Origin of the sequence: Streptomyces actuosus (assembly GCF_016921115.1) — a bacterium.
Classification (GTDB): domain Bacteria; phylum Actinomycetota; class Actinomycetes; order Streptomycetales; family Streptomycetaceae; genus Streptomyces; species Streptomyces actuosus_A.
This window is the reverse complement of the sequence record NZ_JAFFZS010000021.1, coordinates 1-24,963: the sequence shown is the minus strand read 5'-3', so window position 1 is coordinate 24,963 and position 24,963 is coordinate 1. Positions and strand designations below refer to the sequence as shown.

General features: G+C 71.4%; 25 protein-coding genes, 1 rRNA gene and 1 riboswitch. Of the genes, 10 read left to right on the top strand and 16 right to left on the bottom strand.

Translation table 11 applies throughout. From position 1 onward, the window contains the following. Positions 1-26 precede the first annotated feature (26 nt). Positions 27-188 carry a hypothetical protein gene (locus JS756_RS36920; protein ID WP_240204249.1) on the bottom strand — a complete coding sequence of 54 codons (162 nt, stop codon included), beginning with the start codon at positions 186-188 and terminating at the stop codon, positions 27-29. Between the two features lie 7 nt (positions 189-195). Between JS756_RS36920 and JS756_RS36915 the strand changes: the two genes are divergently transcribed. Continuing rightward, on the top strand, positions 196-381 hold the full coding sequence (locus JS756_RS36915) for a hypothetical protein (protein ID WP_240204248.1): 186 nt from the start codon (positions 196-198) through the stop codon (positions 379-381). A gap of 258 nt (positions 382-639) precedes the next feature. Continuing rightward, positions 640-1,449 carry a PhzF family phenazine biosynthesis protein gene (locus JS756_RS23590; protein ID WP_205385185.1) on the top strand — a complete coding sequence of 270 codons (810 nt, stop codon included), beginning with the start codon at positions 640-642 and terminating at the stop codon, positions 1,447-1,449. A gap of 40 nt (positions 1,450-1,489) precedes the next feature. Here the strand turns inward: JS756_RS23590 and JS756_RS23585 are convergent, their stop codons facing one another. Together JS756_RS23585 and JS756_RS23580 are read right to left on the bottom strand one after the other, a co-directional pair. Beyond that, positions 1,490-2,269 carry a CPBP family intramembrane glutamic endopeptidase gene (locus tag JS756_RS23585; RefSeq protein ID WP_205385184.1) on the bottom strand — a complete coding sequence of 260 codons (780 nt, stop codon included), beginning with the start codon at positions 2,267-2,269 and terminating at the stop codon, positions 1,490-1,492. Between the two features lie 119 nt (positions 2,270-2,388). After that, entirely contained in the window at positions 2,389-3,906 is a 1,518-nt protein-coding gene (locus JS756_RS23580; RefSeq protein WP_205385183.1) for a glutamate-cysteine ligase family protein, read from the bottom strand. Between the two features lie 557 nt (positions 3,907-4,463). Here JS756_RS23580 and JS756_RS23575 point away from each other — a divergent pair. Then, positions 4,464-5,054: a hypothetical protein gene (locus JS756_RS23575; RefSeq protein WP_205385182.1), complete on the top strand. Its 591-nt coding sequence runs from the start codon at positions 4,464-4,466 to the stop codon at positions 5,052-5,054. Between the two features lie 375 nt (positions 5,055-5,429). Continuing rightward, positions 5,430-5,636 carry a DUF5999 family protein gene (locus JS756_RS23570; RefSeq protein ID WP_205385181.1) on the top strand — a complete coding sequence of 69 codons (207 nt, stop codon included), beginning with the start codon at positions 5,430-5,432 and terminating at the stop codon, positions 5,634-5,636. 131 nt (positions 5,637-5,767) lie between these two features. Here the strand turns inward: JS756_RS23570 and JS756_RS23565 are convergent, their stop codons facing one another. Then, positions 5,768-6,556: a DUF4118 domain-containing protein gene (locus JS756_RS23565; RefSeq protein ID WP_240204247.1), complete on the bottom strand. Its 789-nt coding sequence runs from the start codon at positions 6,554-6,556 to the stop codon at positions 5,768-5,770. Positions 6,557-6,818: 262 nt separating this feature from the next. Here JS756_RS23565 and JS756_RS23560 point away from each other — a divergent pair, with 262 nt between their 5' ends. The 5 genes from JS756_RS23560 (at position 6,819) to JS756_RS23540 (ending at position 10,608) form a co-directional block, all read left to right on the top strand. Continuing rightward, a complete protein-coding gene (locus tag JS756_RS23560) occupies positions 6,819-7,220 on the top strand; it encodes a TOBE domain-containing protein (RefSeq protein WP_205385180.1) in 402 nt (133 codons plus the stop codon). 165 nt (positions 7,221-7,385) lie between these two features. Further along, the gene (gene modA, locus JS756_RS23555) at positions 7,386-8,231 is read left to right on the top strand and encodes a molybdate ABC transporter substrate-binding protein (RefSeq protein WP_307790955.1); all 846 of its coding nucleotides are present in this window, start codon (positions 7,386-7,388) and stop codon (positions 8,229-8,231) included. Continuing rightward, a complete protein-coding gene (locus JS756_RS23550; RefSeq protein ID WP_205385178.1) occupies positions 8,228-9,073 on the top strand; it encodes an ABC transporter permease in 846 nt (281 codons plus the stop codon). The genes modA and JS756_RS23550 overlap by 4 nt, the downstream gene beginning before the upstream one ends. Beyond that, entirely contained in the window at positions 9,070-10,161 is a 1,092-nt protein-coding gene (locus JS756_RS23545; RefSeq protein ID WP_205385177.1) for an ABC transporter ATP-binding protein, read from the top strand. The genes JS756_RS23550 and JS756_RS23545 overlap by 4 nt, the downstream gene beginning before the upstream one ends. A gap of 27 nt (positions 10,162-10,188) precedes the next feature. Further along, on the top strand, positions 10,189-10,608 hold the full coding sequence (locus JS756_RS23540; protein WP_205385176.1) for a TOBE domain-containing protein: 420 nt from the start codon (positions 10,189-10,191) through the stop codon (positions 10,606-10,608). A gap of 63 nt (positions 10,609-10,671) precedes the next feature. Here the strand turns inward: JS756_RS23540 and gcvP are convergent, their stop codons facing one another. Then, the gene (gene gcvP, locus JS756_RS23535) at positions 10,672-13,557 is read right to left on the bottom strand and encodes an aminomethyl-transferring glycine dehydrogenase (RefSeq protein WP_205385175.1); all 2,886 of its coding nucleotides are present in this window, start codon (positions 13,555-13,557) and stop codon (positions 10,672-10,674) included. A gap of 176 nt (positions 13,558-13,733) precedes the next feature. Then, a riboswitch (glycine riboswitch) is annotated at positions 13,734-13,831 on the bottom strand. Between the two features lie 113 nt (positions 13,832-13,944). Between gcvP and JS756_RS23530 the strand changes: the two genes are divergently transcribed. Continuing rightward, entirely contained in the window at positions 13,945-14,340 is a 396-nt protein-coding gene (locus JS756_RS23530) for a PRC-barrel domain-containing protein (protein ID WP_205385174.1), read from the top strand. Between the two features lie 118 nt (positions 14,341-14,458). Here the strand turns inward: JS756_RS23530 and JS756_RS23525 are convergent, their stop codons facing one another. The 11 genes from JS756_RS23525 to rrf form a co-directional block, all read right to left on the bottom strand. Beyond that, positions 14,459-15,895: a DNA polymerase IV gene (locus JS756_RS23525; protein ID WP_205385173.1), complete on the bottom strand. Its 1,437-nt coding sequence runs from the start codon at positions 15,893-15,895 to the stop codon at positions 14,459-14,461. 88 nt (positions 15,896-15,983) lie between these two features. Further along, on the bottom strand, positions 15,984-16,667 hold the full coding sequence (locus JS756_RS23520; RefSeq protein ID WP_205385172.1) for a MerR family transcriptional regulator: 684 nt from the start codon (positions 16,665-16,667) through the stop codon (positions 15,984-15,986). A gap of 279 nt (positions 16,668-16,946) precedes the next feature. Continuing rightward, on the bottom strand, positions 16,947-17,420 hold the full coding sequence (locus JS756_RS23515; protein WP_053666762.1) for a bifunctional nuclease family protein: 474 nt from the start codon (positions 17,418-17,420) through the stop codon (positions 16,947-16,949). 80 nt (positions 17,421-17,500) lie between these two features. After that, positions 17,501-18,238 carry a transcriptional regulator FtsR gene (ftsR, locus tag JS756_RS23510; RefSeq protein ID WP_205385171.1) on the bottom strand — a complete coding sequence of 246 codons (738 nt, stop codon included), beginning with the start codon at positions 18,236-18,238 and terminating at the stop codon, positions 17,501-17,503. A 44-nt stretch (positions 18,239-18,282) separates the two neighbouring features. Beyond that, positions 18,283-19,167: an FHA domain-containing protein gene (locus tag JS756_RS23505; RefSeq protein WP_205385230.1), complete on the bottom strand. Its 885-nt coding sequence runs from the start codon at positions 19,165-19,167 to the stop codon at positions 18,283-18,285. An 82-nt stretch (positions 19,168-19,249) separates the two neighbouring features. Then, positions 19,250-20,161 carry a DUF881 domain-containing protein gene (locus JS756_RS23500; RefSeq protein WP_205385170.1) on the bottom strand — a complete coding sequence of 304 codons (912 nt, stop codon included), beginning with the start codon at positions 20,159-20,161 and terminating at the stop codon, positions 19,250-19,252. Positions 20,162-20,166: 5 nt separating this feature from the next. Continuing rightward, a complete protein-coding gene (locus JS756_RS23495; RefSeq protein ID WP_003977440.1) occupies positions 20,167-20,499 on the bottom strand; it encodes a small basic family protein in 333 nt (110 codons plus the stop codon). After that, complete coding sequence (locus JS756_RS23490; RefSeq protein WP_240204244.1) at positions 20,496-21,341, bottom strand: DUF881 domain-containing protein; 846 nt, start codon at positions 21,339-21,341, stop codon at positions 20,496-20,498. Before JS756_RS23490 ends, JS756_RS23495 begins: the two co-directional genes overlap by 4 nt. Positions 21,342-21,507: 166 nt before the next feature. Beyond that, on the bottom strand, positions 21,508-24,003 hold the full coding sequence (locus tag JS756_RS23485; protein WP_205385168.1) for a mannose-1-phosphate guanyltransferase: 2,496 nt from the start codon (positions 24,001-24,003) through the stop codon (positions 21,508-21,510). A 112-nt stretch (positions 24,004-24,115) separates the two neighbouring features. Continuing rightward, positions 24,116-24,727, bottom strand: a complete 612-nt coding sequence (gene clsA / locus JS756_RS23480) for a cardiolipin synthase ClsA (protein ID WP_205385167.1) — start codon at positions 24,725-24,727, stop codon at positions 24,116-24,118. A gap of 109 nt (positions 24,728-24,836) precedes the next feature. Beyond that, positions 24,837-24,953 (bottom strand): 5S ribosomal RNA (rrf, locus tag JS756_RS23475). Between the last annotated feature and the right edge of the window lie 10 nt (positions 24,954-24,963).

The window sequence follows — 24,963 nt, the reverse complement described above, 5'->3', positions numbered from 1 at the left end:
ACGTATCTGTGGACGCTCCGCCACAGTCACAGCCAGAGCGTGGGGACGGCAGCCGGTCCTGCCGCGAGACCCTCACGTCGTACCCGCAGCCCGCTGGCACCGGTGGCCCACTGCACCTCGTCTTCACCGGAGGCCCGGGCCGGTACGTCCCGGGCGGGGCTCCCCTGGGCTCCGGAGACGTGGGACACCTCCGGGGTGCTTTCCCTGAACCTGCACGAACCCGGCGCCGTCCGAGCCTTGCTCGACGCGGCGTCGGCCCGCGGGTGGCAGCCGGGGGTGCGGCGGGTGGTGGAGATCGACGGCTGGTCCCTGCTGGAGGCGGCAGCCGCCGCGCGGGCCGGGGCCACCGGCTCCACGGGCCCGAAACATCGGCCCCGATGACTTCGCCGACCCGCGAACCAGCCTCCCGGGAAACGATCGAACCTCGTCGAGACCGGTCGAACTCCATGAGAACGGGACTGTCGCGAAGGCGGCTCAGTGCACGGGAAACGCGGGCCTGGCCCGGCAGCCCGCTGCCCGGGCCGGGCCGACCGGCTCGCCCCTCGGGCACACCGCTCGACGGTCCGGTCACGAAAACGGTCCACCACCCGCGCATTGGACTTGGCCGGGTGCTCCGCGTCCCCTCTAGCGTGTGGAGGCATGCGCATCCGAATCGTCGACGCCTTCACCGACCGCCCGTTCACCGGCAACCCGGCCGGCGTCCTGCTCCTCGACGCCTTCCCCGACGACGACCGGCTCCGGAAAGTGGCGATGGAGGTGAACCACGCCGAGACCGCCTTCGCCCACCGGCTGCCGGCGGGCGCCGAAGCCGACTGGGCGCTGCGGTGGTTCACACCCGTCGCCGAGGTCGCCCTGTGCGGCCACGCCACGCTCGCCACGGCTCACGTCCTCGCCGACACCGGCGCGCACGAGGGCACCGTCCGGTTCGCCACCCGCAGCGGGGTGCTCATCGCCTCACCGCGCGAGGACGGCTCGATCACCCTCGACTTCCCCACCGCCCCGCTCGCCGCGGTCGACCTCCCGGCCGGGGTCGCCGAGGCCCTGGGCGCCGAGCCGCGCGCCGCCCACGACACCGGCCCGAACGTCGGCGACCTGCTGGTGGAACTGGCCGACGAGAAGACGGTGCGCGCCCTCGCGCCGGACCACAAGGCGCTCGCCGGCCACTCCGCGCGCGGCATCATCGCCACCGCCCGCGCCGAGGACCCCGCCCGGGGCTACGACTACGTCTCCCGCTGCTTCTTCCCGGGCCTCGGCATCGACGAGGACCCGGTCACGGGCAGCGCCCACACCGCACTCGCCCCCTACTGGTCCGAGCGCCTCGGACGCGCCGAACTGACCGGCCTGCAGGCGTCGCCCCGCTCCGGCCGTGTCCGCACCGAACTGCGCGGCGACCGCACCCTGCTCGGCGGCCGCGCGGTCACCGTGATCGACGGCGAACTGCTCGCCTGAGCGGGGCCCAAGGGGCGGTACGGGCCGGGGCGTACGGCCGTCAGGCCGTGGGCAGCCAGTCCACCCGGCCGGCCAGCACCGCGTACCCCACGAAGGCTCCGATGTCGAGCAGGGAGTGCGCCACGACGAGCGGCCCGACCCGCCCCCACCGCCGGTACAGCCAGACGAAGACGACGCCCATCACCATGTTGCCGATGAACCCGCCGATGCCCTGGTAGAGGTGGTAGGAGCCGCGCAGGACAGCGCTGGCGGCCAGCGCGGCACCCGGAGTCCAGCCCAACTGGCCGAGCCGGCGCAGCAGATAGCCGACGACGATGACCTCCTCCAGGACGGCGTTCTGCACGGCGGAGAGGATCAGCACCGGGAATTTCCACCACACGTCGGGCAGCGCCTCGGGCACCACGGTCAGGTTGAACCCGAGGCCGCGGGCGGCGAGATAGAAGGCGATGCCGGTACTGCCGATGACGGCCGCGACCGCCGCCCCGCGCCCGAGGTCGGGCCAGGGCCGGGTGCGGTCGAAGCCGAGGGTGCGCAGGCTCTCGCCCTCGCGCATCAGCAGGTGCGCGACGAGCGCGACGGGCACCAGCGCCGAGGCGATCCCGAAGAGCTGCCAGGCCAGGTCGAGCCACGGACGGCCGGGCGCGGCCGAGGCGTTGAGGGTGGCCGCCTGGTCCTTCAGACCACCCGGCGCGGTGGCCGACCCGATGAAGCTGATCAGCGCCGACAGCCCGCTGGCGCCCAGCGAGAGCGCGAGAACCAGCAGTGTCTCGTCACGCAGCGTCCGCCGCGTCAGCCGCCGCTCGGGAAAGGTCTCCGCCACCTGCCGCCTCCAGTTGCTCAGTCCCGCTCGTTCCGGCGTCCACCGGTGCGGGGCCTCGCAAGAGACTACGAAGAGGGTGGGCGGGGGATGCGGAGGGGGGCGGGCGGCGGCCCGCGACATCACCCCAGAGGTACCGGCTCGGGCAGGCCGACCGGCCAGGTGTGGACCGGATCGCCGAGGTTCGTCAGCTCGCGGTAGCGCCGGGTGGTCGCCGCCAGGGCGGCGTCCCGGGTCATCCCGGTCTCCAGAGCGCGGTGGAAGGTGGCGGCCTGCCAGGCGGCGCCGTTGGTCCGGCGTCGGCAGCGCTCCTCGATGACGCCGAGGTACAGGTCCCGGTCGGCGGTCTCGACCCCCCATGCGTCGAGCCCGGCCTCGGCGAGCGGGAGCAGTTCGTCCCTGACGAGGCTCACCGCGTCGACCTCGGCGGTGCCTCCCAGCCGGCCGCGGCGCGGCCACTCCAGGCGCGCGTCGATGCCGTACCGGCACGCCGCGTCGAAGTTGGCGGCGGCGGCCTCGAAGGGCAGCCGCGTCCACACCGGCCGGGCGTCCTCGGCGAGGGCACGGACGACGCCGTAGTAGAAGGCCGCGTTGGCGACGACGTCGGTGACGGTGGGGCCGGCCGGCAGTACCCGGTTCTCCACCCGCAGATGCGGCACCCCGTCCGCGATCCCGAACACGGGGCGGTTCCAGCGGTAGATGGTGCCGTTGTGCAGGACGAGTTCGGCGAGCCTCGGCACGCCGCCGGCCGCGAGGACCGCCAGGGGGTCCTCGGGGTCGCAGATCGGCAGGAGCGCGGGGAAGTAGCGCAGGTTCTCCTCGAACAGCTCGTGTGCCGAGGTGATCCACCGCTCCCCGAACCAGGTCCGCGGCCTGACCCCCTGCGCCTGGAGTTCCGGCGGGCGGGTGTCGGTGGACTGCTGGAAGAGCGGGGGCCGCGACTCGCGCCACAGCTCATGGCCGAACAGGAAGGGCGAGTTGGCACCGACGGCGATCTGCGCCGCGGCGACGGCCTGGGCCGCATTCCACACGTCGGAGAATCGCGCGGGGGTGACCTGGAGGTGCAATTGCACGGAAGTGCACGCGGCTTCAGGTGCTATCGACCGCGAGGTGCAGGTCAGATGCTCGACCCCCTCGATGTCGAGGGAGAAATCCTCTCCCCGGGCGGCCACGATCTGGTCGTTCAGGAGGGTGTAGCGGTCGGCCTCGGAAAGATTGGACGAGACCAGATCGTCGCGGTCGAGCGTCGGTAGAATGCCGATCATCGCTATCGACGCGTCGACCTCGCCGGCTTTTCGGTCGGCATATGCCAGCGAGGTGCGCAGTTCCTCGGCGAGCCGATCGAATACCCGGCCGCCCAGGCGGTGCGGAGCGATGTTGACCTCCAGATTGAACATGGCGAGTTCTGTTTGGAAATCTTGGCTCGCGATGCGCTCGAGTACTTGCGCGTTCAGCATTTTCGGCTGCCCGTCGGCGCCCACCAGATTCAATTCGATCTCCAGCCCCATCAGGTTCTTCGGGCGATCGAACCGCTGCTGGGCCAGGAGCTGCTCCAGCCCCGTCAGGCACTGCCGCAGCTTCTCGCGGTAGTGCTGGCGATCCGACAGGTCGAACCGACCTGCCACGACCTTCTCGCCCATGCAACGCGTCCCTTCGTGACGGGGCGGCCCGGCCGCCGGTGTCCGGGTCAGGTGTCCGGGTCAGGTGGGATGATGCCCAGCCGATGCGATCGATAACGTCCCGCTCGCGCGCCCCGCCCGCTACGCTGGGGGCGGAGTCCGGAGGCACATTCACCGGGCAAGGGGCGAAGGCGGGATTCGCGGTACCGGGATCTCGTGAAAAACGCCGACGAGAATTGGCCGACCGTTGCCTGCGCAGCTGCCGAGGTCACCGCCGTGAGGCCCGTTCGAAATCGGGAGGATTCCCGCGTATCGTCGACGTGATGGCCTCTTGCCGAGAGCGCCCGAAACGGCTAGCCGAACCACCATGTGAACACGTGTCGTATAAACTCCGCACACAAGGCACTAGGTGGGCGCCCACGGTCACGCGCCTGTCGTCCCGGTGACGGACGGCAGCCGCACGCACACCCCTCGTTCCACACCCCGGCCTCACCCCTGTGACCCCGAGAGCTGACAGTGTCGTCCGCCCCCGCCCCGCACTCGCGCCGCCATGCCTGTCGAACGAGAGGCGACCCACCATGCCGCTGCATGTCCCCCCGGCTCCCGCGCCCGCCCTGCGCTCCGTCCTCACGGCACTCGGTTCCCCCACCGCAGTCCGTGAGGCACCGACCCCCTCCCTGCGCTCGGCCTCGCACCCCGCAGTTCCCGAGCTGCCGCTCCCCCTGCACGTCCTGCACCACACGACCCCCGACGGCGCCACCGCCACCCGGCTCGTCGGCTGGCGGTTCCTGATCCGCTGCGGCGACCGCGCGGTGGCCGCGGCGGAGACCCGTCCGACCCCCGACGGCTGGACCTTCTCGCACTTCTTCGAGGGCCCCTACGTCGCCGCCACCGAGCGGGCGCTGCACCAGGCCGAGTCCGTGACCCAGCCCTTCCAGCCCCGCCTGCTGTCCGTGCCCGGCCTGTACATGCTCACCCTGTGGCTGCACGGCGACTGCACCGCCGACGGCGCGGCCGGCCGTCCGGCCGCCACCGATCTGTTGGTGCCGCTGGCACCCGCCCCGCCCGGCATCTCCGCCGACCGCCCGCACCGTGTCGCGGACCTGCTCCCGATCCTCACACACCGGGTGACCCCGGCGACCACCCCGCTGCTCGGGTCACCCGCCTGAGGAGCGCCACAACCGCTTTCCCTCCGTGCCCCGTCGCCGCGTGTCCGCGGCGGCGGGGCACGATGCCGTCGGCGTCGGCCGTCTTCCGCGATCGGGCGCTTTCCCCTTGCGCGCCGACAGGCGCTCCTCCGAGCGGAAGGCCGCTCAGAGGGTCAATTCCCCAAGTACTCCGGCCACTCTGGGCCACTGTCAACCACCCAAAGTGATAGTCGAGTTGAATTGAACCGCCCGGCCGGGTGATGCGTCATCATTCTGTGAGAAGCGGTGCTGCGAAATCCCTGCGGATCGACGCCCGTAGGGCAACACTGGATTCCAACCGAACGTGTCATCTACGGGGGCCCGGACATGATCACATCAGAGCGAAAGATCCCACCCATGTGCCAGCACCAGCCACCGTGCCCGACAGCCGATTCCGCCGACCGGGAGTCCGCCCGCCTCACGGCGCACCACCCGGAGCAGGGCTGGAGCCTGCTGTGCAACGGCGTGCTCCTCTTCGAGGACACCGGTGAGCTCCTGCCGGACGGCCAGGTCATCGCCCCACACCGCCCGCTGGGCACCGGACAGGTGATGACGGCCGCCTGAGCACCACCCGGCGGCACCCGTGCCGCCACCGCCCCACCGGGGCCGGCCCGCGGCCGCCATGCCGCGCACCGGCCCCTTCTCTGCCCTCCGGCGCGTGGTTCCCACCCGGGCCGCTTCGTCGAGCGGCGCCCTCAGCGGGCCGCCTCCAGTGCCGCCCCCGTCTGAGCGGCCAGCGTCACCGCCACCAACCGGGCCTGGAGCGACGGCACGGGCCCCGTTCCCGGCGTCAGCATGAAGCGCCCGAGGTAGTGGCCGCTGCCCCACACGCGCAGCTCGATCTCGCCCCCCGGCCAGCCCCTCGCGCCCAGGTCCCACGGCAGACCCCCCACCGTGACGGTGCCGTCCGCCTCCAGCCGGGCCGGCCGGCCCAGCAGCGTCCCGTACTCGAAGCGGCAGCGGGCCGGGCCGAGCAGCTCGCCCAGCTGCCCGCACACGTGGTCCACCACGGTGTCCGCCGACCGCGCGGTGTGCACGAGCGCGGCGGTGCCGTGGAGACGGGCCAGGTAGTCCGCGCCGGTGACCGTTCCCGCCTCCAGGCGCCGGGCCCGGGCCGCGAGCCGGGAGACCATCAGACCGACGGCGAGCAGGAGCAGCGTCGTCTCGATGTCGGCGGGGGCGGAGATGTCGAAGCTGCCGTAGGGGCGCGTGTGGAAGACGTCGAAGCAGGCCGCGGCCGACAGCGCGGTCGGCACCTGCGCGGTCCGGCTGCCGAGCATGGCGACCGTGACGACGGCCGCGACCAGGAACAGCGCGGCGTGGGTCCGTAGGGAAGGATCACGGAACGGCACCAGTGCGAGCGCCACGACGAAGGGCGCGGACAGACCGGCGACCAGGACGAACCGGTCGCGTGCGGCCGGGCCGGTCGCCCACGGCCGGTGCGGGGAGCGGAACATTCGCCGTGTCCCGGTTGCCGTACTCATCGGGCACCTCCTGCGCCGGCTGGGAACGGTTCGGTGGGCCGACGGGCCCTGCCGGGGCCGACACCCCGATGCGCTCGACCCGCCACCCGGAGTGTCCTCGGGCCCGAGGGTTCCGTCCATGGCCCCGCATGCCGAACCGGACGCCCGCGCCGGCGCCCACCTCACCCCGCGGTGCCCGTCTCTCGCTCCGCGCCCCGCGGCTCCTGTCCGTCCCGGCGGGCCCGACGGCGGGAGCGCCTCCCGCGCGCCTATCGTGACCGGCATGCAGTCCTACACCATCGGCCAGGCAGCACGGCTGCTCGGCGTGAGCCCCGACACCGCGCGCCGCTGGGCGGACGCCGGCCGCATGACCACCCACCGCGACGACAGCGGACGGCGGCTGATCGACGGGCGGGACCTCGCCGCCTTCTCCGTCGAGCTCGCCCGGACGGGCATCGGCGGGGAGGGGGACGAGACGCGGTACACCTCGGTCCGCAACGCCTTCCCCGGCATCGTCACCGCGATCAAGCTCGGCGACGTCGCCGCCCAGGTGGAGATCCAGGCCGGCCCGCACCGGCTGGTCTCCCTGCTCACCCGCGAGGCCGTGGAGGAGCTGGGGCTGGAGGTCGGTGTGGAGGCCACGGCGCGCGTGAAGTCGACAAACGTCCACGTCGACAGGGCGTGACCGGAGACCCGCTCCCTGTCGGAACGCACATGCGACCCCACAACATCCTCATGCTTGGCTCATGCGATGCGACAGATGATTTCCACCTCGCATCTACGGAAGTATGATCGGCGCACGGGAGGGGTCCCGCAGACCCCTCCCCCGAAGCACCGAGGGAGTGGACCCGTGACGACCCGTCCCGCGCGCCGAACCGACCGCCGTCGCCGGCTCACCGGTCCCACCGCCGTGTCGGCCGCCGCCCTGCTGGCGCTGAGCGCCTGCTCCGCCTCGTCCGGGACGTCGGGGACGGACGGTGCCGCCGCAGGATCCCGGAGCCCGTCGGCACCGGCGGGGCTGTCCGGAACCGTCACCGTCTTCGCGGCCGCCTCCCTGAAGGAGAGCTTCACCGAACTGGGCACGCGGTTCGAGAAGGCCCACCCGGGTACCCACGTCAGCCTCAACTTCGGCGGCAGCGACACCCTGGCCGCCGGCATCACCGGCGGCGCACCGGCCGACGTCTTCGCCGCCGCCAGCACCCGGACGATGTCCGTCGTGACGGACCAGGGGGACGCCGACGGCGCTCCGGTCACCTTCGCCCGCAACCAGCTGGAGATCGCCACACTGCCCGGCAACCCCGACCGGATCACCTCCCTCGCGGACCTGACCCGGCCGGGCCTCAAGGTCGTCCTGTGCGACGCGTCCGTGCCGTGCGGGGCCGCCGCGCGGAAGGCCCTGGACGCCGGCGGTGTGAGCCTCACCCCGGTCTCCTACGAGGAGGACGTCAAGGGCGCCCTGAACAAGGTCGTGCTCAAGGAGGCGGACGCGGCCCTCGTCTACCGGACCGATGTGAAGGCCGCGGGTGACAAGGTGGCGGGCGTGGACTTCCCCGAAGCGGCGCGGGCCGTCAACGACTACCCGATCGTCGCGCTGAAGAACGGGGACAACGCCGCGGCGGCCCGCGCCTTCATCGACCTGGTGCGGTCCGCCGACGGCCGGAAGGTACTGACCGACACCGGGTTCCGCACGCCATGACACCGCCCCGTCCGACCGGCACCGCCACCGTCCTCCCGGGCGGCCCGCGGCGCGGTCGCCCCCGCACCGGCGTTCCGCTGCCGCTGCTGCTGCCCGCCCTGGCCGGACTGGCCTTCCTGGTGCTCCCCTTGGCCGCCCTGCTGGTCCGGGCCCCGTGGAGCAGCCTGCCGGAGCAGCTGACCAGCCCGGAGGTGTGGCAGGCGCTCCGGCTGTCCCTGGTCTGCGCGACCTCCGCGACCGCGCTGAGCCTCGTGGTCGGTGTGCCCCTCGCCTGGCTGCTGGCCCGCACCGACTTCCCCGGCCGCGGCCTGGTCCGCGCGCTGGTGACGCTGCCGCTCGTCCTGCCCCCGGTCGTCGGCGGCGTCGCCCTGCTGCTCGCCCTGGGCCGCAACGGCATCGTCGGCCGGTGGCTGGACGCCTGGTTCGGCGTCACCCTGCCGTTCACCACGGCCGGGGTCATCCTCGCGGAGACGTTCGTGGCCATGCCGTTCCTCGTCATCACCGTCGAGGGCACCCTGCGGGCCGCCGACCGGCGCTACGAGGAGGCGGCCCAGACCCTGGGGGCCTCCCGCTTCACCGCTTTCCGCCGGGTCACCCTGCCGCTGATCGCCCCGGGTGTCGCCGCGGGCGCCGTCCTGGCCTGGGCCCGCGCGCTGGGCGAGTTCGGCGCGACCATCACCTTCGCGGGCAACTTCCCCGGCCGTACGCAGACCATGCCGCTCGCGGTCTACCTCGCACTGCAGAACGACCCGGCCGCCGCCATCGCCCTGAGCCTGGTCCTGCTGGCGGTCTCCGTCGCGGTCCTCGCGGGGCTCCGGGACCGCTGGACGAACGCCTCATGACCGACGCCACCCCCGCCGCCTCCGCTCCGGCCCCGCGCGGTGCCCGGGACGACGGCCTCGACGCCCACCTGATCGTCGACCGCGGCTCGTTCCGCCTCGACGTGCCCCTGACCGCGGCCCCCGGCGAGGTCGTCGCCCTGCTCGGCCCGAACGGCGCCGGCAAGACCACCGCGCTGCGCGCCCTGGCCGGGCTCGCCCCCCTCTCCGGCGGTCATCTGCGGCTGGACGGCAGGGAGCTGGACCGCACTCCGCCCGAGTCCCGCCCGGTCGGCGTCGTCTTCCAGGACTATCTGCTCTTCCCGCATCTGACGGCCCTGGACAACGTGGCCTTCGGACCGCGCTGCCGGGGAGCCGGCCGGGCCGAGGCCCGCACCCGGGCCGCCGCCTGGCTCGACCGCATGGGCCTGGCCGGCCACTCCGGCGTCAAGCCGCGCCGCCTGTCCGGAGGGCAGGCCCAGCGCGTCGCCCTCGCCCGGGCGCTCGCCACCCTGCCGCGCCTGCTCCTTCTCGACGAGCCACTGGCCGCGCTCGACGCCCGCACCCGCCTGGAGGTCCGAGCCCAGCTCCGCCGGCACCTGGCGGAGTTCGAGGCCGTCGCCGTGCTGGTCACCCATGACCCGCTGGACGCCATGGTGCTGGCCGACCGGCTGGTCGTCGTCGAACACGGCCGTGTCGTCCAGGAGGGCACGCCCTCGGACATCGCCCGCCACCCTCGCACCGACTACATCGCCCGGCTCGTCGGCCTGAACCTCTACCGGGGCCGGGCCGAGGGCCACACGGTCCGGCTCGACTCCGGATCGGAGATCACGACCGCCGAGGAGCTGAGCGGACCGGTCTTCGTCGCCTTCCCGCCGGGTGCCGTGACCCTGCACCGCGACCGCCCCACCGGCTCCAGCGCCCGCAACCTGTGGCACTGCGCGATCGAGGGTCTGGAGATCCACGGCGACCAGATCCGCGCCGACCTCACCGGTGCGCTCCCGATCGCCGCGGACCTCACCACCGCCGCGGCGGCGGAGCTGGACCTGCACCCCGGTGCACCGGTCTGGGCGACGGTGAAGGCGACGCAGACCCACGCCTACCCGGCGTGAGCGGCCACCGGCACTACGGTGACGGCCATGACCCTGAGCATGCGCAACCAGCTCTCCGGCACGGTCACCACCGTGACGTCCGGCGAGGCCATGGCGACCGTCCGCGTCGCGCTCACCGGCGGCGGGCAGCTCACCGCCGCGATCACGAAGGAGGCCGCCGAGGACCTCGGCCTCGGTCCGGGGGTCGCCGTGCGGGCCCTGGTGAAGTCGACGGAGGTCTCACTGGCCACCGGTCCGGTCCGGGGCCTGTCGGTCCGCAACCGGCTCCCCGGCATCGTCACCGGCCTGGCCGCCGGCCCCGCCATGGCCTCGGTGAAGGTCGCCGTCGACGGCGCCGAGCTGACGGCGGCCGTGACCCGGGACGCGGTCGACGACCTGTCCCTCGCCGAGGGCTCCGCCGTCGTCGCCCTGTTCAAGGCGACCGAGGTCGCCCTCGCCACGGTCTGAGCAGCACGTCCGAGCAGCACGAAGGGCCCCGCCGGATACCGGCGGGGCCCTTCGTCGAGTCGCTCAGTCCTCGTACGCGTCCAGCGGCGGGCACGAGCAGACCAGGTTCCGGTCGCCGAACGCCTGGTCGATACGGCGCACCGGCGGCCAGTACTTGTCCGCGGCCGACACACCGGCCGGGAAGACCGCCGTCTCACGGCTGTAGGGGTGCTCCCACGCGCCGCCCAGCGCACGGGCGGTGTGCGGGGCGTTGCCCAGCGGGTTGTCCTCCGCCGGCCACTCGCCCGAGCCGACCTTCTCGATCTCCGCGCGAATGGCGATCATCGCCTCGCAGAACCGGTCCAGCTCGGCGAGGTCCTCGGACTCGGTCGGCTCGATCATCAGCGTGCCGGCCACGGGGAACGACATGGTCGGCGCGTGGAAGCCGTAGTCGATCAGCCGCTTGGCGACGTCGTCCACGCTGACACCGGTCGCCTTGGTCAGGGGACGCAGGTCGATGATGCACTCGTGGGCGACGAGCCCGCCCGGCCCGGTGTAGAGGACCGGGTAGTGCGGCTCCAGGCGCTTGGCGATGTAGTTGGCGGACAGCACGGCCACCTGCGTGGCCCGCTTGAGCCCCTCTCCGCCCATCAGGCGGACGTACGCCCAGGAGATGGGCAGGATGCCCGCGGAGCCCCAGGGGGCGGCGGAGACCGGGCCGACACCGGTCTGAGGGCCGGCCTCGGGCTGCATCGGGTGGTTGGGCAGGTACGGCGCGAGGTGGCCGCGCACGGCCACCGGGCCGACGCCGGGCCCGCCGCCGCCGTGCGGGATGCAGAACGTCTTGTGCAGGTTCAGGTGGGAGACGTCCCCGCCGAAGTGGCCGGGTTTGGCGAGACCGACCAGGGCGTTGAGGTTGGCGCCGTCCACGTAGACCTGACCGCCCGCCTCGTGGACCTGCGCGCAGATGTCGGCGACGTGCTCCTCGAACACGCCGTGCGTGGACGGGTAGGTGATCATGAGCACGGCCAGCTCGTCACGGTACTGCTCGATCTTGGCCCGCAGGTCCTCGACGTCGATCTCGCCGTCCTCGGCGGTCCTGACGACGACGACCCTCATCCCGGCCATGACGGCGCTGGCAGCGTTGGTGCCGTGCGCGGAGGACGGGATGAGGCAGACCGTGCGCTGGTCGTCGCCGTTGGCCCGGTGGTAGCCGCGGACCGCCAGCAGACCGGCCAGCTCACCCTGCGAACCGGCGTTGGGCTGCAGGCTCACCCTGTCGTAGCCGGTGACCTCGGCGAGACGTTCCTCCAGCTCGCGGATGAGCGTGAGGTAGCCCTGCGCCTGCTCGGCGGGCGCGAACGGGTGCAGCTGCCCGAACTCCGGCCAGGTGACCGGCTCCATCTCCGTGGTCGCGTTGAGCTTCATGGTGCACGAGCCCAGCGGGATCATGCCGCGGTCGAGCGCGTAGTCCCGGTCGGACAGCCTGCGCAGGTAACGCAGCATCGCGGTCTCGGAGCGGTGCTCGCGGAAGACGGGGTGCGTCAGGTAGTCGTCGGTGCGCAGCAGGCCCTGCGGCAGCGCGTCCTCGGTGTCCGCGTCCAGCGCCTCGACGTCGCCGTCGACCCCGAAGGCCTGCCAGACGGCCGCGAGCTGCGCCCGGGTGGTGGTCTCGTCACAGGCCATCGAGACGTGGTCGGCGTCGGCGAGGTGGAGGTTGACCCCGTTGCCGCGGGCGGCGGCGACGATCTCGGCGGCCTTCCCGGGCACCTCGGCGGTCAGCGTGTCGAAGAAGGCGCCGTGCACGACCTCGACGCCGCCGGCACGCAGACCGGCCGCGAGCAGGGAGGCGTAGCGGTGCGTGCGCCGCGCGATGGCCCGGAGCCCCTCGGGCCCGTGGTACACCGCGTACATCCCGGCCATGACGGCGAGCAGCACCTGCGCGGTGCAGATGTTGCTGGTGGCCTTCTCCCGCCGGATGTGCTGCTCGCGCGTCTGCAGGGCGAGGCGGTAGGCCTTGTGCCCGTCGGCGTCGACGGAGACGCCGACGAGCCGTCCGGGCAGGCTGCGCGCGAACTTCTCGTGCACGGCCATGTAGCCCGCGTGCGGTCCGCCGAAGCCCATCGGCACGCCGAAGCGCTGCGTGGTGCCGACGGCGATGTCGGCGCCCAGCTCGCCCGGCGACTTCAGGAGCGTCAGGGCGAGCAGGTCGGCCGAGACGGTGACGAGGGCGCCCAGCTCGTGCGCCTGGTCGATGAGCGGCTTGATGTCGCGTACGGCGCCGGAGGCACCGGGGTACTGGATCAGCACGCCGTTGATCTCGCGGGCGGCGATGTCGGCGGGGATGCCGTCGCTGAGGTCGGCGACGACCACCTCGACACCGGTCGGCTCGGCCCGCGTCCGGATGACGGCGACGGTCTGCGGCAGGGCGTCCGCGTCGACCAGGAAGAGGCCGTTCTTCTTCCTGCCCATCCGGCGGGACAGGGCCATGGCCTCGGCGGCGGCGGTGCCCTCGTCCAGCAGCGAGGCGCCGGAGGTGGGCAGACCGGTCAGCTCGGCGACCACGGTCTGGAAGTTCAGCAGGGCCTCCAGCCGGCCCTGGGAGATCTCCGGCTGGTACGGCGTGTACGCCGTGTACCAGGCCGGGTTCTCCATGACGTTGCGGAGGATGACGGGCGGGGTGAAGGTGCCGTAGTACCCGAGGCCGATCATGGAGCCGAGGACCTGGTTGCGGTCGGCCAGCGTGCGCAGCTCGGCCAGCACCTCGGCCTCGGTCCGGGATCCGGGCAGGTCCAGGGCGTCGGCGTTCTTGATCACATCCGGCACCGCGGCGGCGGTGAGCTCGTCGAGCGAGCCGTATCCGACCTGCGCGAGCATCTTGGCCCGTGCCTCCTGGTCGGGCCCGATGTGGCGCTGCTCGAAGGGGATGCCCTGTTCGAGCTCGGAGAGCGGGGTACGGTGGGCGGTCATTGCGGAGGCCTCCTGGTCTGACGCGACCTTCGAGGGGCACCACGGCGCGGGTGCCCGGACGGCCTCCCCCTCTGTCATCTCGACCTGAGAGCTTCACCGGGCCGCCCAGGGGCACCCGGCTTTCACCGTCGGTGAGAGCGGAAGCCGTCGGCACCCGCCCTGCTTTCCAGAGTGACCTCGTCCGTACGGTACGTGAGCCTGAGAGATTCCGGGGAGGATTTGCTCCTTCGGCGCCTCCGGGAACCTCTCCGGAGGACTCTCCCGCACGGGGTCAGCAGCCGCTGCCAGAGTACCAGCGACGTCACCGGACGGGCCTTCGAGTGGCCGCTCGCCCGAATGTGCTCTTTTGTAGTGCTTACGGATGAGTTGCGACCGAGTGGAGGGACCGTGCAGACCGACATCGATCCGCGCAACCTGATAGGCCGCAAGGCGTTCGACCGCAACGGCGTCAGGATCGGCACCATTGACGAGGTCTACCTCGACGACGCCACCGGTGTACCGGAGTGGGCCGCGATACGCACCGGCCTGTTCTCCCGGGACGCCTTCGTCCCCCTGGAACCCAGCGAGCTGATCGAGGGCACCCTGCGCATCCCCTTCGACCGCGCCCTGATCAAGGACGCGCCCGACTTCGGTGTGGGCCGTCACCTCTCCCCCGACCAGGAGCTCCAGCTCTACCACCACTACGGCCTCGACATCGCCGCGCCTCCCGCACCGCCCGACCGCGACTTCGGCAAGCTGGCGGGGACGGAGGACGCCGACGCCCCGGAGGACGCCGACGCCTGAGCGCAACCGCCCACGCGGCGCCGGACGGTACGGGGCGCCGGGCCCCTGTACCGCACCGACAGCGCCGGGAGAGAAGGCTGCCCCCTCCGGACCCAGCGGCCGGCCCGCGCCCGGCCGGTCACGCATGTGCACGACCGACGGCCTCCCCTCCGCCGGACGGTTCCGGCACCAGGGGCAGCGGCTCCGCCGGCTCCAGGTCCGGGTCGTCGACCCGGAACGTGCGCACCCGCCCCGGCCCGGAGTACGGCGTCTCGAAGCGGACGGTGACCCTGCCCAGGCCGCTGCCCTGCACCCACCCGGGCCCGTACGCGGTGTGCCGCACGTCGTGGCCCGGATGCCACCGCCGCTCCACGGGCTGCGCCCCCTCCGGACCCGGCGGCCGGTCCGCCTCGGCCTCCTGGCCGCCCTCCGCCCGCTCCCGCACGATCCGCGCCACCTCTGCGGTCTCCGCCGACTCCGCGGCGTCCGCGGCCGCGGCGGCCTCGGCGGCCTGCGCGAAGAGGTCCTCCTGGGTGTAGTCGGCGAGCCCGCTGACGCCGACCCCGAGCAACCGCACACCGCCCGTGGTGTCCACGGCGTCCAGCAGACGCGCCGCCGCCTCCCGCACCACCGCCACGTCGTCGGTCGGACCACGCAGCGTCTCCGACCGGGTCAGCGTGGAGAAGTCGTAGCGCCGTACCTTCAGCACGATCGTGCGCCCCGAGAGATGGGCCCCGCGCAGCCTGCGCACGCACCGCTCGGCGAGCCGCTGCACCTCCAGCCCGATCCGCGTCCGGTCGTGGATGTCGACGTCGTAGGTGTCCTCGACGGACACCGATTTCGCCTCCCGCTCGGCGACCACCGGCCGGTCGTCGCGTGCCAGGGCCATCGCGTACACCCCGTGCCCGTGGGCCTTGCCCAGCAGCCGGACCAACTCGTCCTCGCCCGCCTCGACGATCTCGTCGACCGTGGCGATCCCGGCGCGCCGCAGGTGGTCCCCGGTGGCCGGGCCGACACCGGGAAGGGTCCGCACGGACATCGGGCCGAGCAGCGCCCGCTCGGTCCCTGGTTCGATCAGCACCAGGCCGTCCGGCTTGGCCTGCTCGGAAGCGATCTTCGCGAGCATCTTGGAGCCGGCGAGTCCCACGGAACCGGTCAGTCCGGTCACCTCCCGGATCTCCGCGCGCAGCCGCACCCCCACCAGCCGCGACGATGCGCTGTCCCAGGCCACTCCCCCGGCCTCCAGGTCGACGAACGCCTCGTCCAGGCTCAACGGCTCCACCAGCGGCGACAACTGCCTCAGGAGCCCCATCACCTGCTCGCTGATCGACCGGTAGAACCCGCCGCGCGGTGTCAGATAGGCGGCGTGGGGCGCGAGCCGACGCGCCTGCGCCGTGGGCATCGCGGAGTGCACACCGAAGACCCGCGCCTCGTACGACGCGGTCGCCACGACCCCGCGGGGACCGATCCCGCCCACCACGACGGCCTTCCCGCGCAGACTCGGCTTGGAGGCCTGTTCCGCCTGGGCGAAGAAGGCATCCATGTCGAGATGCAGGATCGTCGGCGCGGTTCTCACATCTCCGATGCTGCACCACGCCACTGACAATGCCCCTCAGGGAGCGCTCCGCGGGCCGCGGGGCCGTGCGGGTACCCGGGAAAACCGCTCAGACGGCCCGGTTCCGCCGCCGTGCGAGCTCGTCGGCCGGATTGTGCCCGACCAGGGTCTCGCCGGTGTCGACCCGCTCCCCGTGGAGCTGGGACAGAGCGCTCTCCACGTCCCGCCACACGACGCCCACCGCGATGCCGAAGACGCCCTGACCGCCCTGGAGCAGGGCGTGCACCTCGTCGGGCGAGGTGCACTCGTACACGGTCGCGCCGTCGCTCATCAGGGTCATGCGCTCCAGATCACTGAAGCCGCGTTCGCGCAGGTGCTGGACGGCGGTGCGGATGTTCTGCAGGGACACACCGGTGTCGAGGAAACGCTTGACGATCTTCAGGACGACGACGTCCCGGAAGCTGTACAGGCGCTGCGTGCCGGACCCGTAGGCCGGCCGGACGCTCGGTTCGACGAGTCCGGTGCGCGCCCAGTAGTCCAGTTGCCGGTAGGTGATCCCGGCGGCCGCACAGGCGGTCGGACCGCGGTAGCCGATCTCCTCGGACCCCATGGACGTCGCCCCTCCGCTGCTCGGCACGGCCGTCGGTCGCTGCGGGGCATGATCGGCCGCGTTGCTGTGGTGGGGATACCCCCCGGCCGCGCGGAGCCGAGCACTCTGGGGCGGGTACCGACCGCTCGCCCCGGGACCGGGTCCGGGAGCACCCTCAGCCATACCGTCGCCGCTGCTTCTCACGCCGACCTCCGTCCTTGACCTGCCTCCTCGACGGTAGGCAGCCACCAGGGGTGCGTCAACGACCGCCACACTCGGCACGCCGAGTGATAATCACCCTGGGAGTGGTTTCCCGTCCCCCGCCGCGGGGAAAGGCTAGCCGAATGCGCTCGCGGAGAGCCGCTGGACGCTCGCAATCGCCTCGGGCATGTGCCGAGACGCCGGTGCCCACCGCGTGGTAGCAAGCCACCGGAGGGCGCCCCCGCCGCCCGCGAACACCGGACCGGCGGGCGGCCCCCGGACCTACTGGCTGCTGGTACCGAAGTCCTCGGGCGAGATCTGGTCGAGGAACTCGCGGAACTTCTCCACCTCGTCCTCCTGCTCGTCCGGAATGGCGATGCCGGCGTCGTCGAGCACCGCGTCACTGCCGTAGATCGGCGTGCCGGTGCGCAGGGCGAGCGCTATGGCATCGGAGGGACGGGCGCTCACCTCGACGCCGCTGGCGAACACCAGCTCGGCGTAGAAGACGCCCTCACGCAGGTCCGTGATGCGCACTTCGGTGAGCTCCTGGCCGACAGCTTCCAGCACGTCCTTGAACAGGTCGTGAGTCAGCGGCCTCGCAGGGGCCATGCCCTGCTGGGCGAAGGCGATCGCCGTCGCCTCCCCCGGCCCGATCCAGATGGGGAGGTAGCGGTCGCCTCCCACTTCGCGCAGGAGCACGATCGGTTGGTTGGAGGGCATTTCGACCCGGACACCTACGACATCGAGCTCGTTCACACAGCAACCCTAGGCCGTGCCCGGGACGTTTGGGTAGTCGGGCCGGGAACGCGTGGCCGATCACGCACCGCGAGCGCCCCTCAGGGCAACCGCACGCCGAGGGCCGTCTGCACCAGCGCGGCGTGCAGCTTCACCGTGAGCCCCGCCAGCTCCCTGGAGCGCGTCTCGGCGAGGATCCTGGTCTGCGGATTGCGGTGGCGCTTCAGCGGGGCCACCACCTGCTCCACCAGCCCGGCCTCCCGATCGGCGGCGGCCTTCATCACCCGCAGGTGCCGCGGCTCGATCCCGAAACGGCCCAGCTGGGCGACGAGGGAGGCGACGGTGACCGCCTCCGCGTCGTACAGACCGTCCTCCAGCGGGGCGAGAAGTCCGTACGACTCCCACTCCTGAAGGTCCTGCTCACCGATCTCGGCCGCGGCCAGTAGTTCGGCCCGCCCGATCCGGGCCGCGGTCCGCTCCTCGGAGAGCTCCGGCACGGGCTCCCCGGACCGCTGCCGGCTCAGCGCGGGCAGCGGCGCCGCCTCGCCGCGCTCGACGGCGTCCAGATGCTCCCGGATCACTCTGAGCGGCAGATAGTGGTCACGCTGCATCCTGAGCACCTGGGCCAGGCGCTCCACGTCCCCGGCGCTGAACTTGCGGTACCCCGACGGGCTCCGCTCCGGCTCGATGAGCCCCTCCGACTCCAGGAAACGGATCTTGGAGATGGTGACTTCGGGGAACTCCTCGCGCAGGACGTTCAGCACCGTGCCGATGCTCATCGGCCCACTGTCCGCGGCGGCGGCACCGCTGCCGGCACCGCCGCTCGGTGTTCGAAGCATGCGCCTTCCCTGGGGATTCCCCCCGGACGGCGTCCGGGGGCGGGTCAGTAGCCCCGCTGGCTCGCGTAGAAGACCAGCCGGTACTTGCCGATCTGGACCTCGTCGCCGCTCGACAGAGCGACCTGGTCGATCCGCTCACGGTTGACGTAGGTGCCGTTCAGGCTCCCCACGTCGGCGACGGTGAACGAGCCGTCCGATCCGCGCCGGAACTCCACGTGGCGCCGGGAGACGGTCACGTCGTCCAGGAAGATGTCGCTCTGCGGGTGGCGGCCGGCCGTGGTCAGGTCGCCGTCCAGCAGGAAGCGGCTCCCCTGGTTCGGTCCGCGGCGCACGACCAGCAGCGCGGAGCCGACCGGCAGCGCGTCGACGGCCGCCTGCGCCTCGGGAGACAGCGACGGCATCGCCGTCTGCCCCGTGGCCTCGGCGTCGTAGGCCTCGAGACCGGAGATGGAAATGGTCGAGGTCGTCTCGGACGCCCGCTCGGGAACGGCTCCCGCCCGCAGCGGCGCACCGCAGTTGGAGCAGAAGCGGCTGTTCTCCGCGTTGCGGTTACCGCACCTCGTGCACACCAGGGCCGACATCGGGGAAAACCCTCCACCCGTACTTGAGGTTGACGGTTGTCCGAAACCTATGCCTCCGGACCGGGCAGGGTCAACCGACGGCGCGCCCTGACCTCCGGAGACGTCACTCCCGGGACCAGCCACCTGGTCCCGGAACAGCGGGCGCTGGCCTTCCGCGTCAGGCTCTGCGCGATGGCGGGCCGTCGCGTTGTCGCTGCCCTCTCGCGCACTCTTGCCGAACAACTTCGCAAACAACTTCACGGGCGATTCCCCTTGACCGAAACAGACCCGCCCGTGGGGCAGGACACACCCTGACTGAACACACCGGTCGACCCGGACATCTTCACAACGTCCGTATCCACCAGACAGTTTCCACCACGCACCACCCGATCGGTGCGCCGACCCCCCGCAACCTCATGCCCTTGCCGGACGCCTCCCATGCACCCCCGATTCACTGGGAGGACGACCGAGCGTAGTCAGGCCGCTTCGCTGCTCGCAAGGCGTCCACAATGATCTTGTCGGCACGTTCGACGGCGACGGTGGCCTGCTCCTTCTCCAGAGTCTGCACCACGCCCCCGGGGATGTTGAGAGCCGGCTCCAGGTCCTGCGGCTTGCCGATGACCTTGAAACGATAGGGCGGCCCGATCTTGTTCCCGTCGACGCTCACGCTCTTGCCGGAATCCGTCAGATAGGTGTTCGCGACCACGCGGACGCCGTTCACCTGGATCGCCTCCGCTCCCGCGGCGCGCAGCTCCTGGATCGCGTCGAGCAGCATGTCCGCCTCGACCGTTCCCTTCGTGTCGTCGATCGTCATCGTGATACCGGGTCCCTGAGCTGCCACGGTGCCCGCGAGAATACCGAGTTGACGCTCCCTCTCGGCCGTCTGCCTGCGGGCCTCCTCGGCCTGGTCGGAGCTGTTCTCCAGTTCCTCCCGCTGCTTCTCGAGACCTTCCTTCTCGTCCTCAAGACGTTGTGTGCGGTCATCCAGTTCATCGAGGATGCGGACGAGATCCTCCTGGCGTGCTCCCCGCAGGGCATTGTCGTTGTCGCTGTTGGACGCGACCTGCACCGCGAGCCCGAAGCCGAGGCCGAACAGCAGTACCGCGACGATGAGTTGGGCACGCGTGACCCGCGGCGGCCACAGCCCCTGCACCAGCCGCCGTCGACCGGTGGTCTCCGGTTCACCGGCGGGCTCCTCCAGGGCGGCCGACTCCTCGGGAGTGGGCGCGGCCTGCTCGGGTGTCGGGGGCGTCTCCTGGGGCGGCACTCCGCTCTGCGGGGCCTCGGGCGCCGCACTCCGGTCGCGCTCGTCGTTCCGGTTGTTCCGGTCGCTCTGGCCGCTCTGGTCGCTCTGGTCGCTCATCGGCCTCACGCCCGGAACACGTGCCGACGGATCGCCGCGGCGTTCGAGAAGATGCGGATACCGAGGACGACCACGACGCCCGTGGACAGCTGCGCACCGACGCCCAGCTTGTCGCCCAGGAACACGATCAGCGCGGCGACGACGACGTTCGACAGGAACGACACCACGAAGACCTTGTCGTCGAAGATGCCGTCGAGCATGGCGCGAAGACCGCCGAAGACGGCGTCCAGCGCCGCCACGACGGCAATGGGCAGATACGGCTCGACGGCCGCCGGAACCTCCGGCCGGACCAACAGGCCGGCCACGACTCCCACGACGAGGCCCAGTACGGCGATCACGATGTGCCCTTCTCGGAATGCTCGGTCTTCGGCTGTGCGGTTCGGACGATCACACTCGGTGCTGCGGGCAGCCGGAGCTCGTCCTGGACGGAGATACTGGTCCTGATGCCGTAGTTCTCCTGCAGTGCGTGCAGGTACAGCCCGTCGGCGCTGTCCTGGAAGACGGTGCTCAGCTGCCGGCCGTCCCCGATCGCGAGAAGCGTGTAGGGAGGCACGAGCGGCTTGTTGTCGACCAGTATGGCGTCGCCCGCGGCCCTGATCGCCGAGAGCGCCGTCAACCGCTGCCCGTTGATGGAGATCGCCTCCGCCCCGGACTCCCACAGCCCGTTGACCACGCGCTGCATGTCGCGGTCGCGCACCCGCCCCGTGTCGGAGAACCCGCTCGTCTCGCGCGGGTCACCGTCACCGCCGGTGCTGGCCTCCTTGGCGTCGTCGACCACGAGCTTCACCCCGGGGCCGTGCACGGCCGTGGCCCCGGCCAGGATCCCCACGAGCTCTGACCGGTCGCCGCCGCCGCTCTCCTTCAGCGCCTCGCGCTGCCGGGCGCTGACGTCGTCCCGCAGCTCGTCGACGCTGTCCTCCAGCTTGTCCGCCGCGTCGCTCTCCTGGTCGATGCGATCGATGAGCTCCTGGCGCTCCTTGGCCACCACGGGCGCGGCGACCCGCGCCTGGGCCGCCCCGACGGTGACGACGAGCGCGGCGAGCACCAGCCCGGCCGCGAGCCCCAGCTTCGCCCGGAGGGTTCTGGGCAGGCCGCCCCCGCCCTCGGTCTTCCGGCGGGCTGCGGCCTCGGCGTAGCCGTCGTCGAGGCTGTGGTCCATGACGTTGGTGAGCAGTGACATGGACGCGTCCGGCCGCGACGGGGGCGTGTGACTGCTCCGAACGGGGGGCTGCTGCGGCATGCCGCACATCGTCGCACGTCGACGCCAGTACCTCCGAACGGCCCCACCCACGTGCCGGACAGCACCCCGTCGGGGCGGGTGTCCGGCACGTGCGTGTGCGGTCCTCCTACCGGCCGGCGCTGTCCACGACGGCCGACCACTCGTCGAGCAAGGTCTGGGCGGAGGCGTCGTCCGGCCCTTCCGCCCACAGGTGGGTGACGGCCTCGGCCGGGTCGGGCAGCACCATCACCCAGCGGCCGTCCGTCTCCACCACCCGCACGCCGTCCGTGGTGTCCACGAACCGGTCTCCGGCCGCTTCGACGACCCGGCGCATCACGAGGCCCTTGACGGCCCACGGGGTCGCCAGGTCCCGTTTGAGGACGTGCGCGCGCGGGATGCGCGCGTCGATCTGGCTGAGCGTGAGCTGGGTCCGCGCGACGAGCCCGATCAAGCGCACGAAGGCGGCCGTCCCGTCGTAGACGCCGCTGAACTCGGGGACGATGAATCCGCCCTTGCCGTCGCCGCCGAAGATCGTCCCCTCCTGACGCCCGACCCGTGTCAGGTCGTCCGGGGAGGTCGTCGTCCACTCCACCTGCGTGCCGTGGTAGGCCGCGACCTGCTCGGCGATCCGCGTGGTGGTCACCGGCAGGGCCACGCGCCCGCTGCGCCGCTCGGCGGCCACCAGGTCGAGCATGACGAGCAGCGCACGGTCGTCCTCGATGATGCGGCCCTTCTCGTCCACCAGGGACAGCCGCTCGCCCACCGGGTCGAACCGCACACCGAACGCCGCGCCCGAGGACGCCACGATCTCGCCCAGCCGCACCAGCCCCGACCGTCGCATGTCGGCGGTCTCGGTGGGCCTGGACTCGTCGAGGCCGGGGTTGATGGTCAGCGAGTCCACTCCGAGCTTGCCCAGCAGGCTGGGCAGCACCAGGCCGGAACTGCCGTTCGACGCGTCGACGACGACCTTGAGCCCGGAGTCGGCGATCCCGGTGATGTCGACGTTCCGCAGCAGCGATCCGGTGTACGAGTCGAAGACACTGGCGGGGAAGTGCAGGTCCCCGATCTCGCCGGGGAACGCGCGCCGGTACTCCTGCCGTGCGAACACCCGGTCCAGCTTGCGCTGGCTGCCCTGCGACAGATCCGCGCCCTGGCCGTCGAAGAACATGATGTCCACGGAGTCCGGCACGCCGGGCGAGGTCCGGATCATGATCCCGCCGGCGCTGCCCCGCGCGGTCTGCTGCCGCGCGACGGGCAGCGGCACGTTCTCCAGATCGCGGACGTCGATGGCGCTGGCCTGGAGCGCGGAGATCACTGCCCGCTTCAGCGCGCGGGCACCACGGGAGTGGTCCCGCGCGGTGGTGACGGTGGAGCCCTTCTTCAGGGTCGTCGCGTAGGCACCGGCCAGCCGTACGGCGAGTTCCGGGGTGATCTCGACGTTCAGGATCCCGGAGACGCCACGGGCGCCGAAGAGGTGTGCCTGCCCGCGCGACTCCCAGATCACCGACGTGTTCACGAACGCGCCGGCTTCGATCGTCTTGAACGGATAGACCCGCACATTGCCCTGAACGATCGATTCTTCACCGATCAGGCACTCGTCACCGATGACCGCGCCGTCCTCGATCCGGGCCGCCCTCATGATGTCGGTGTTCTTGCCGACGACGCAGCCGCGCAGATTGCTGTGCTGCCCGACGTACACGTTGTCGTGGACGACGGACTTGTGCAGGAACGCGCCCGTCTTCACGACGACGTTGGAGCCGATGACGGTGTGTTCCCTGATCTCGGCTCCGGCCTCGACCTTGGCGTAGTCACCGATGTAGAGGGGGCCCCGGAGCACGGCGTCGGGATGGACCTCGGCCCCCTCGGCCACCCAGACGCCGGGAGAGATCTCGAAGCCGTCGATCTCGACGTCGACCTTGCCCTCCAGGACGTCGGCCTGCGCCTTCACGTAGCTCTCGTGTGTGCCGACGTCCTCCCAGTAGCCCTCGGCGACGAAGCCGTAGATCGGCTTGCCGTCCTTCATCAGCTGCGGGAAGACGTCGCCGGACCAATCGACGGGCACGTCGGGTTCGACGTAGTCGAAGACCTCGGGCTCCATGACGTAGATGCCCGTGTTGACGGTGTCCGAGAACACCTGTCCCCAGGTCGGCTTCTCCAGGAAGCGTTCGACCTTGCCCTCGTCGTCGACGATCGTGATGCCGAACTCCAGGGGGTTCGGCACCCGTGTCAGACAGACCGTGACGAGCGCACCTTTTTCCTTGTGGAAATTGATGAGCTCGGTCAGGTCGAAATCGGTCAGGGCATCGCCGGAGATGACGAGGAAGGCATCGTCCTTCAATGCCTCTTCGGCGTTCTTCACACTCCCGGCGGTACCGAGTGGCTTCTCCTCATTGGCATAGGTGAGCTCCATTCCGAGCTCTTCGCCGTCACCGAAATAGTTCTTGACCAGTGACGCCAGGAACTGGACAGTTACGACGGTCTCATTGAGCCCATGCCTTTTCAGCAGCCGCAGCACGTGCTCCATGATCGGCCGGTTGGCCACCGGCAGGAGCGGCTTGGGCATGCTCGAGGTCATGGGACGAAGGCGTGTGCCCTCGCCTCCGGCCATCACGACGGCCTTCATGTCGGAAGCGTCCTCCTCGAAGAGACGACGGTCTGGCCGACTCCACCCGTCCAAATTGTCCCGCACATTGCCGCCGCGGGCCATCGCGGCACCATTACCGCCAGGGGCGAGTTCAGTCGGCCACGGCGTCCGCACGGACCAGGCGGCGGACTTGTACCACGTAGAGGACTCCTGCCCACCAGTACAGCGTTGTACCCCATCCTGCGAACGCCCATCCGAAAATAGCAGCGAGTGACGGGATCCATCCACTTCCGTCGTCGCTGAGGAGCAGCAGGGGGAAGGCGTACATCAGGTTGAACGTGGCCGCCTTGCCCAGGAAGTTGACCTGCGGCGGCGGATAGCCGTGGCGCCGCAGGATGCCCACCATCACCAGCAGCACCAGTTCTCGCACCAGTAGTACGGCCGTCAACCAAAGGGGCAGGATCTCACGCCACGTCAGTCCGACCAGCGTCGACAGGATGTAGAGCCGGTCGGCGGCCGGGTCGAGCAGCCGGCCGAGGCTGCTGATCTGGTTCCAGCGGCGCGCGAGTTTGCCGTCCAGGTAGTCGCTGACGCCGCTCAGCGCGAGCACGAGAAGCGCCCACCCGTCGCTCTTCGGTCCCCCGAACTCCGGCCGGAGGATCAGCCAGAGGAAGAGAGGCACGCCGAGGAGCCGCGCCATGCTGAGAATATTGGGGATGGTGAGGACCCTGTCCGTCTGGACGCGGGTCTCCTGAACCTCCACCCGGGGGCCTCCAGTAGGAAACAAGCCGACGATGCCCCCTGACCCTACCTCAACACAAAAAAGCTCCGGCTCTCGGGCTGTATGCCCAAGAGCCGGAGCTTTAAAGGGAGTTCGGCGGCGTCCTACTCTCCCACAGGGTCCCCCCTGCAGTACCATCGGCGCTGTAAGGCTTAGCTTCCGGGTTCGGAATGTAACCGGGCGTTTCCCTCACGCTATGACCACCGAAACACTATGAA

What these genes read in the sequence shown, in the direction of transcription:
- JS756_RS23590 (WP_205385185.1), top strand. Translation starts at nt 640, where the DNA reads ATGCGCATCCGAATCGTCGACGCCTTCACCGACCGCCCGTTCACCGGC.
- JS756_RS23580 (WP_205385183.1), bottom strand. Translation starts at nt 3,906, where the DNA reads ATGGGCGAGAAGGTCGTGGCAGGTCGGTTCGACCTGTCGGATCGCCAG.
- JS756_RS23575 (WP_205385182.1), top strand. Translation starts at nt 4,464, where the DNA reads ATGCCGCTGCATGTCCCCCCGGCTCCCGCGCCCGCCCTGCGCTCCGTC.
- JS756_RS23570 (WP_205385181.1), top strand. Translation starts at nt 5,430, where the DNA reads ATGTGCCAGCACCAGCCACCGTGCCCGACAGCCGATTCCGCCGACCGG.
- JS756_RS23565 (WP_240204247.1), bottom strand. Translation starts at nt 6,556, where the DNA reads ATGAGTACGGCAACCGGGACACGGCGAATGTTCCGCTCCCCGCACCGG.
- JS756_RS23560 (WP_205385180.1), top strand. Translation starts at nt 6,819, where the DNA reads ATGCAGTCCTACACCATCGGCCAGGCAGCACGGCTGCTCGGCGTGAGC.
- JS756_RS23550 (WP_205385178.1), top strand. Translation starts at nt 8,228, where the DNA reads ATGACACCGCCCCGTCCGACCGGCACCGCCACCGTCCTCCCGGGCGGC.
- JS756_RS23545 (WP_205385177.1), top strand. Translation starts at nt 9,070, where the DNA reads ATGACCGACGCCACCCCCGCCGCCTCCGCTCCGGCCCCGCGCGGTGCC.
- JS756_RS23540 (WP_205385176.1), top strand. Translation starts at nt 10,189, where the DNA reads ATGACCCTGAGCATGCGCAACCAGCTCTCCGGCACGGTCACCACCGTG.
- gcvP (WP_205385175.1), bottom strand. Translation starts at nt 13,557, where the DNA reads ATGACCGCCCACCGTACCCCGCTCTCCGAGCTCGAACAGGGCATCCCC.
- ftsR (WP_205385171.1), bottom strand. Translation starts at nt 18,238, where the DNA reads ATGCTTCGAACACCGAGCGGCGGTGCCGGCAGCGGTGCCGCCGCCGCG.
- JS756_RS23500 (WP_205385170.1), bottom strand. Translation starts at nt 20,161, where the DNA reads ATGAGCGACCAGAGCGACCAGAGCGGCCAGAGCGACCGGAACAACCGG.
- JS756_RS23490 (WP_240204244.1), bottom strand. Translation starts at nt 21,341, where the DNA reads ATGTCACTGCTCACCAACGTCATGGACCACAGCCTCGACGACGGCTAC.
- JS756_RS23485 (WP_205385168.1), bottom strand. Translation starts at nt 24,003, where the DNA reads ATGAAGGCCGTCGTGATGGCCGGAGGCGAGGGCACACGCCTTCGTCCC.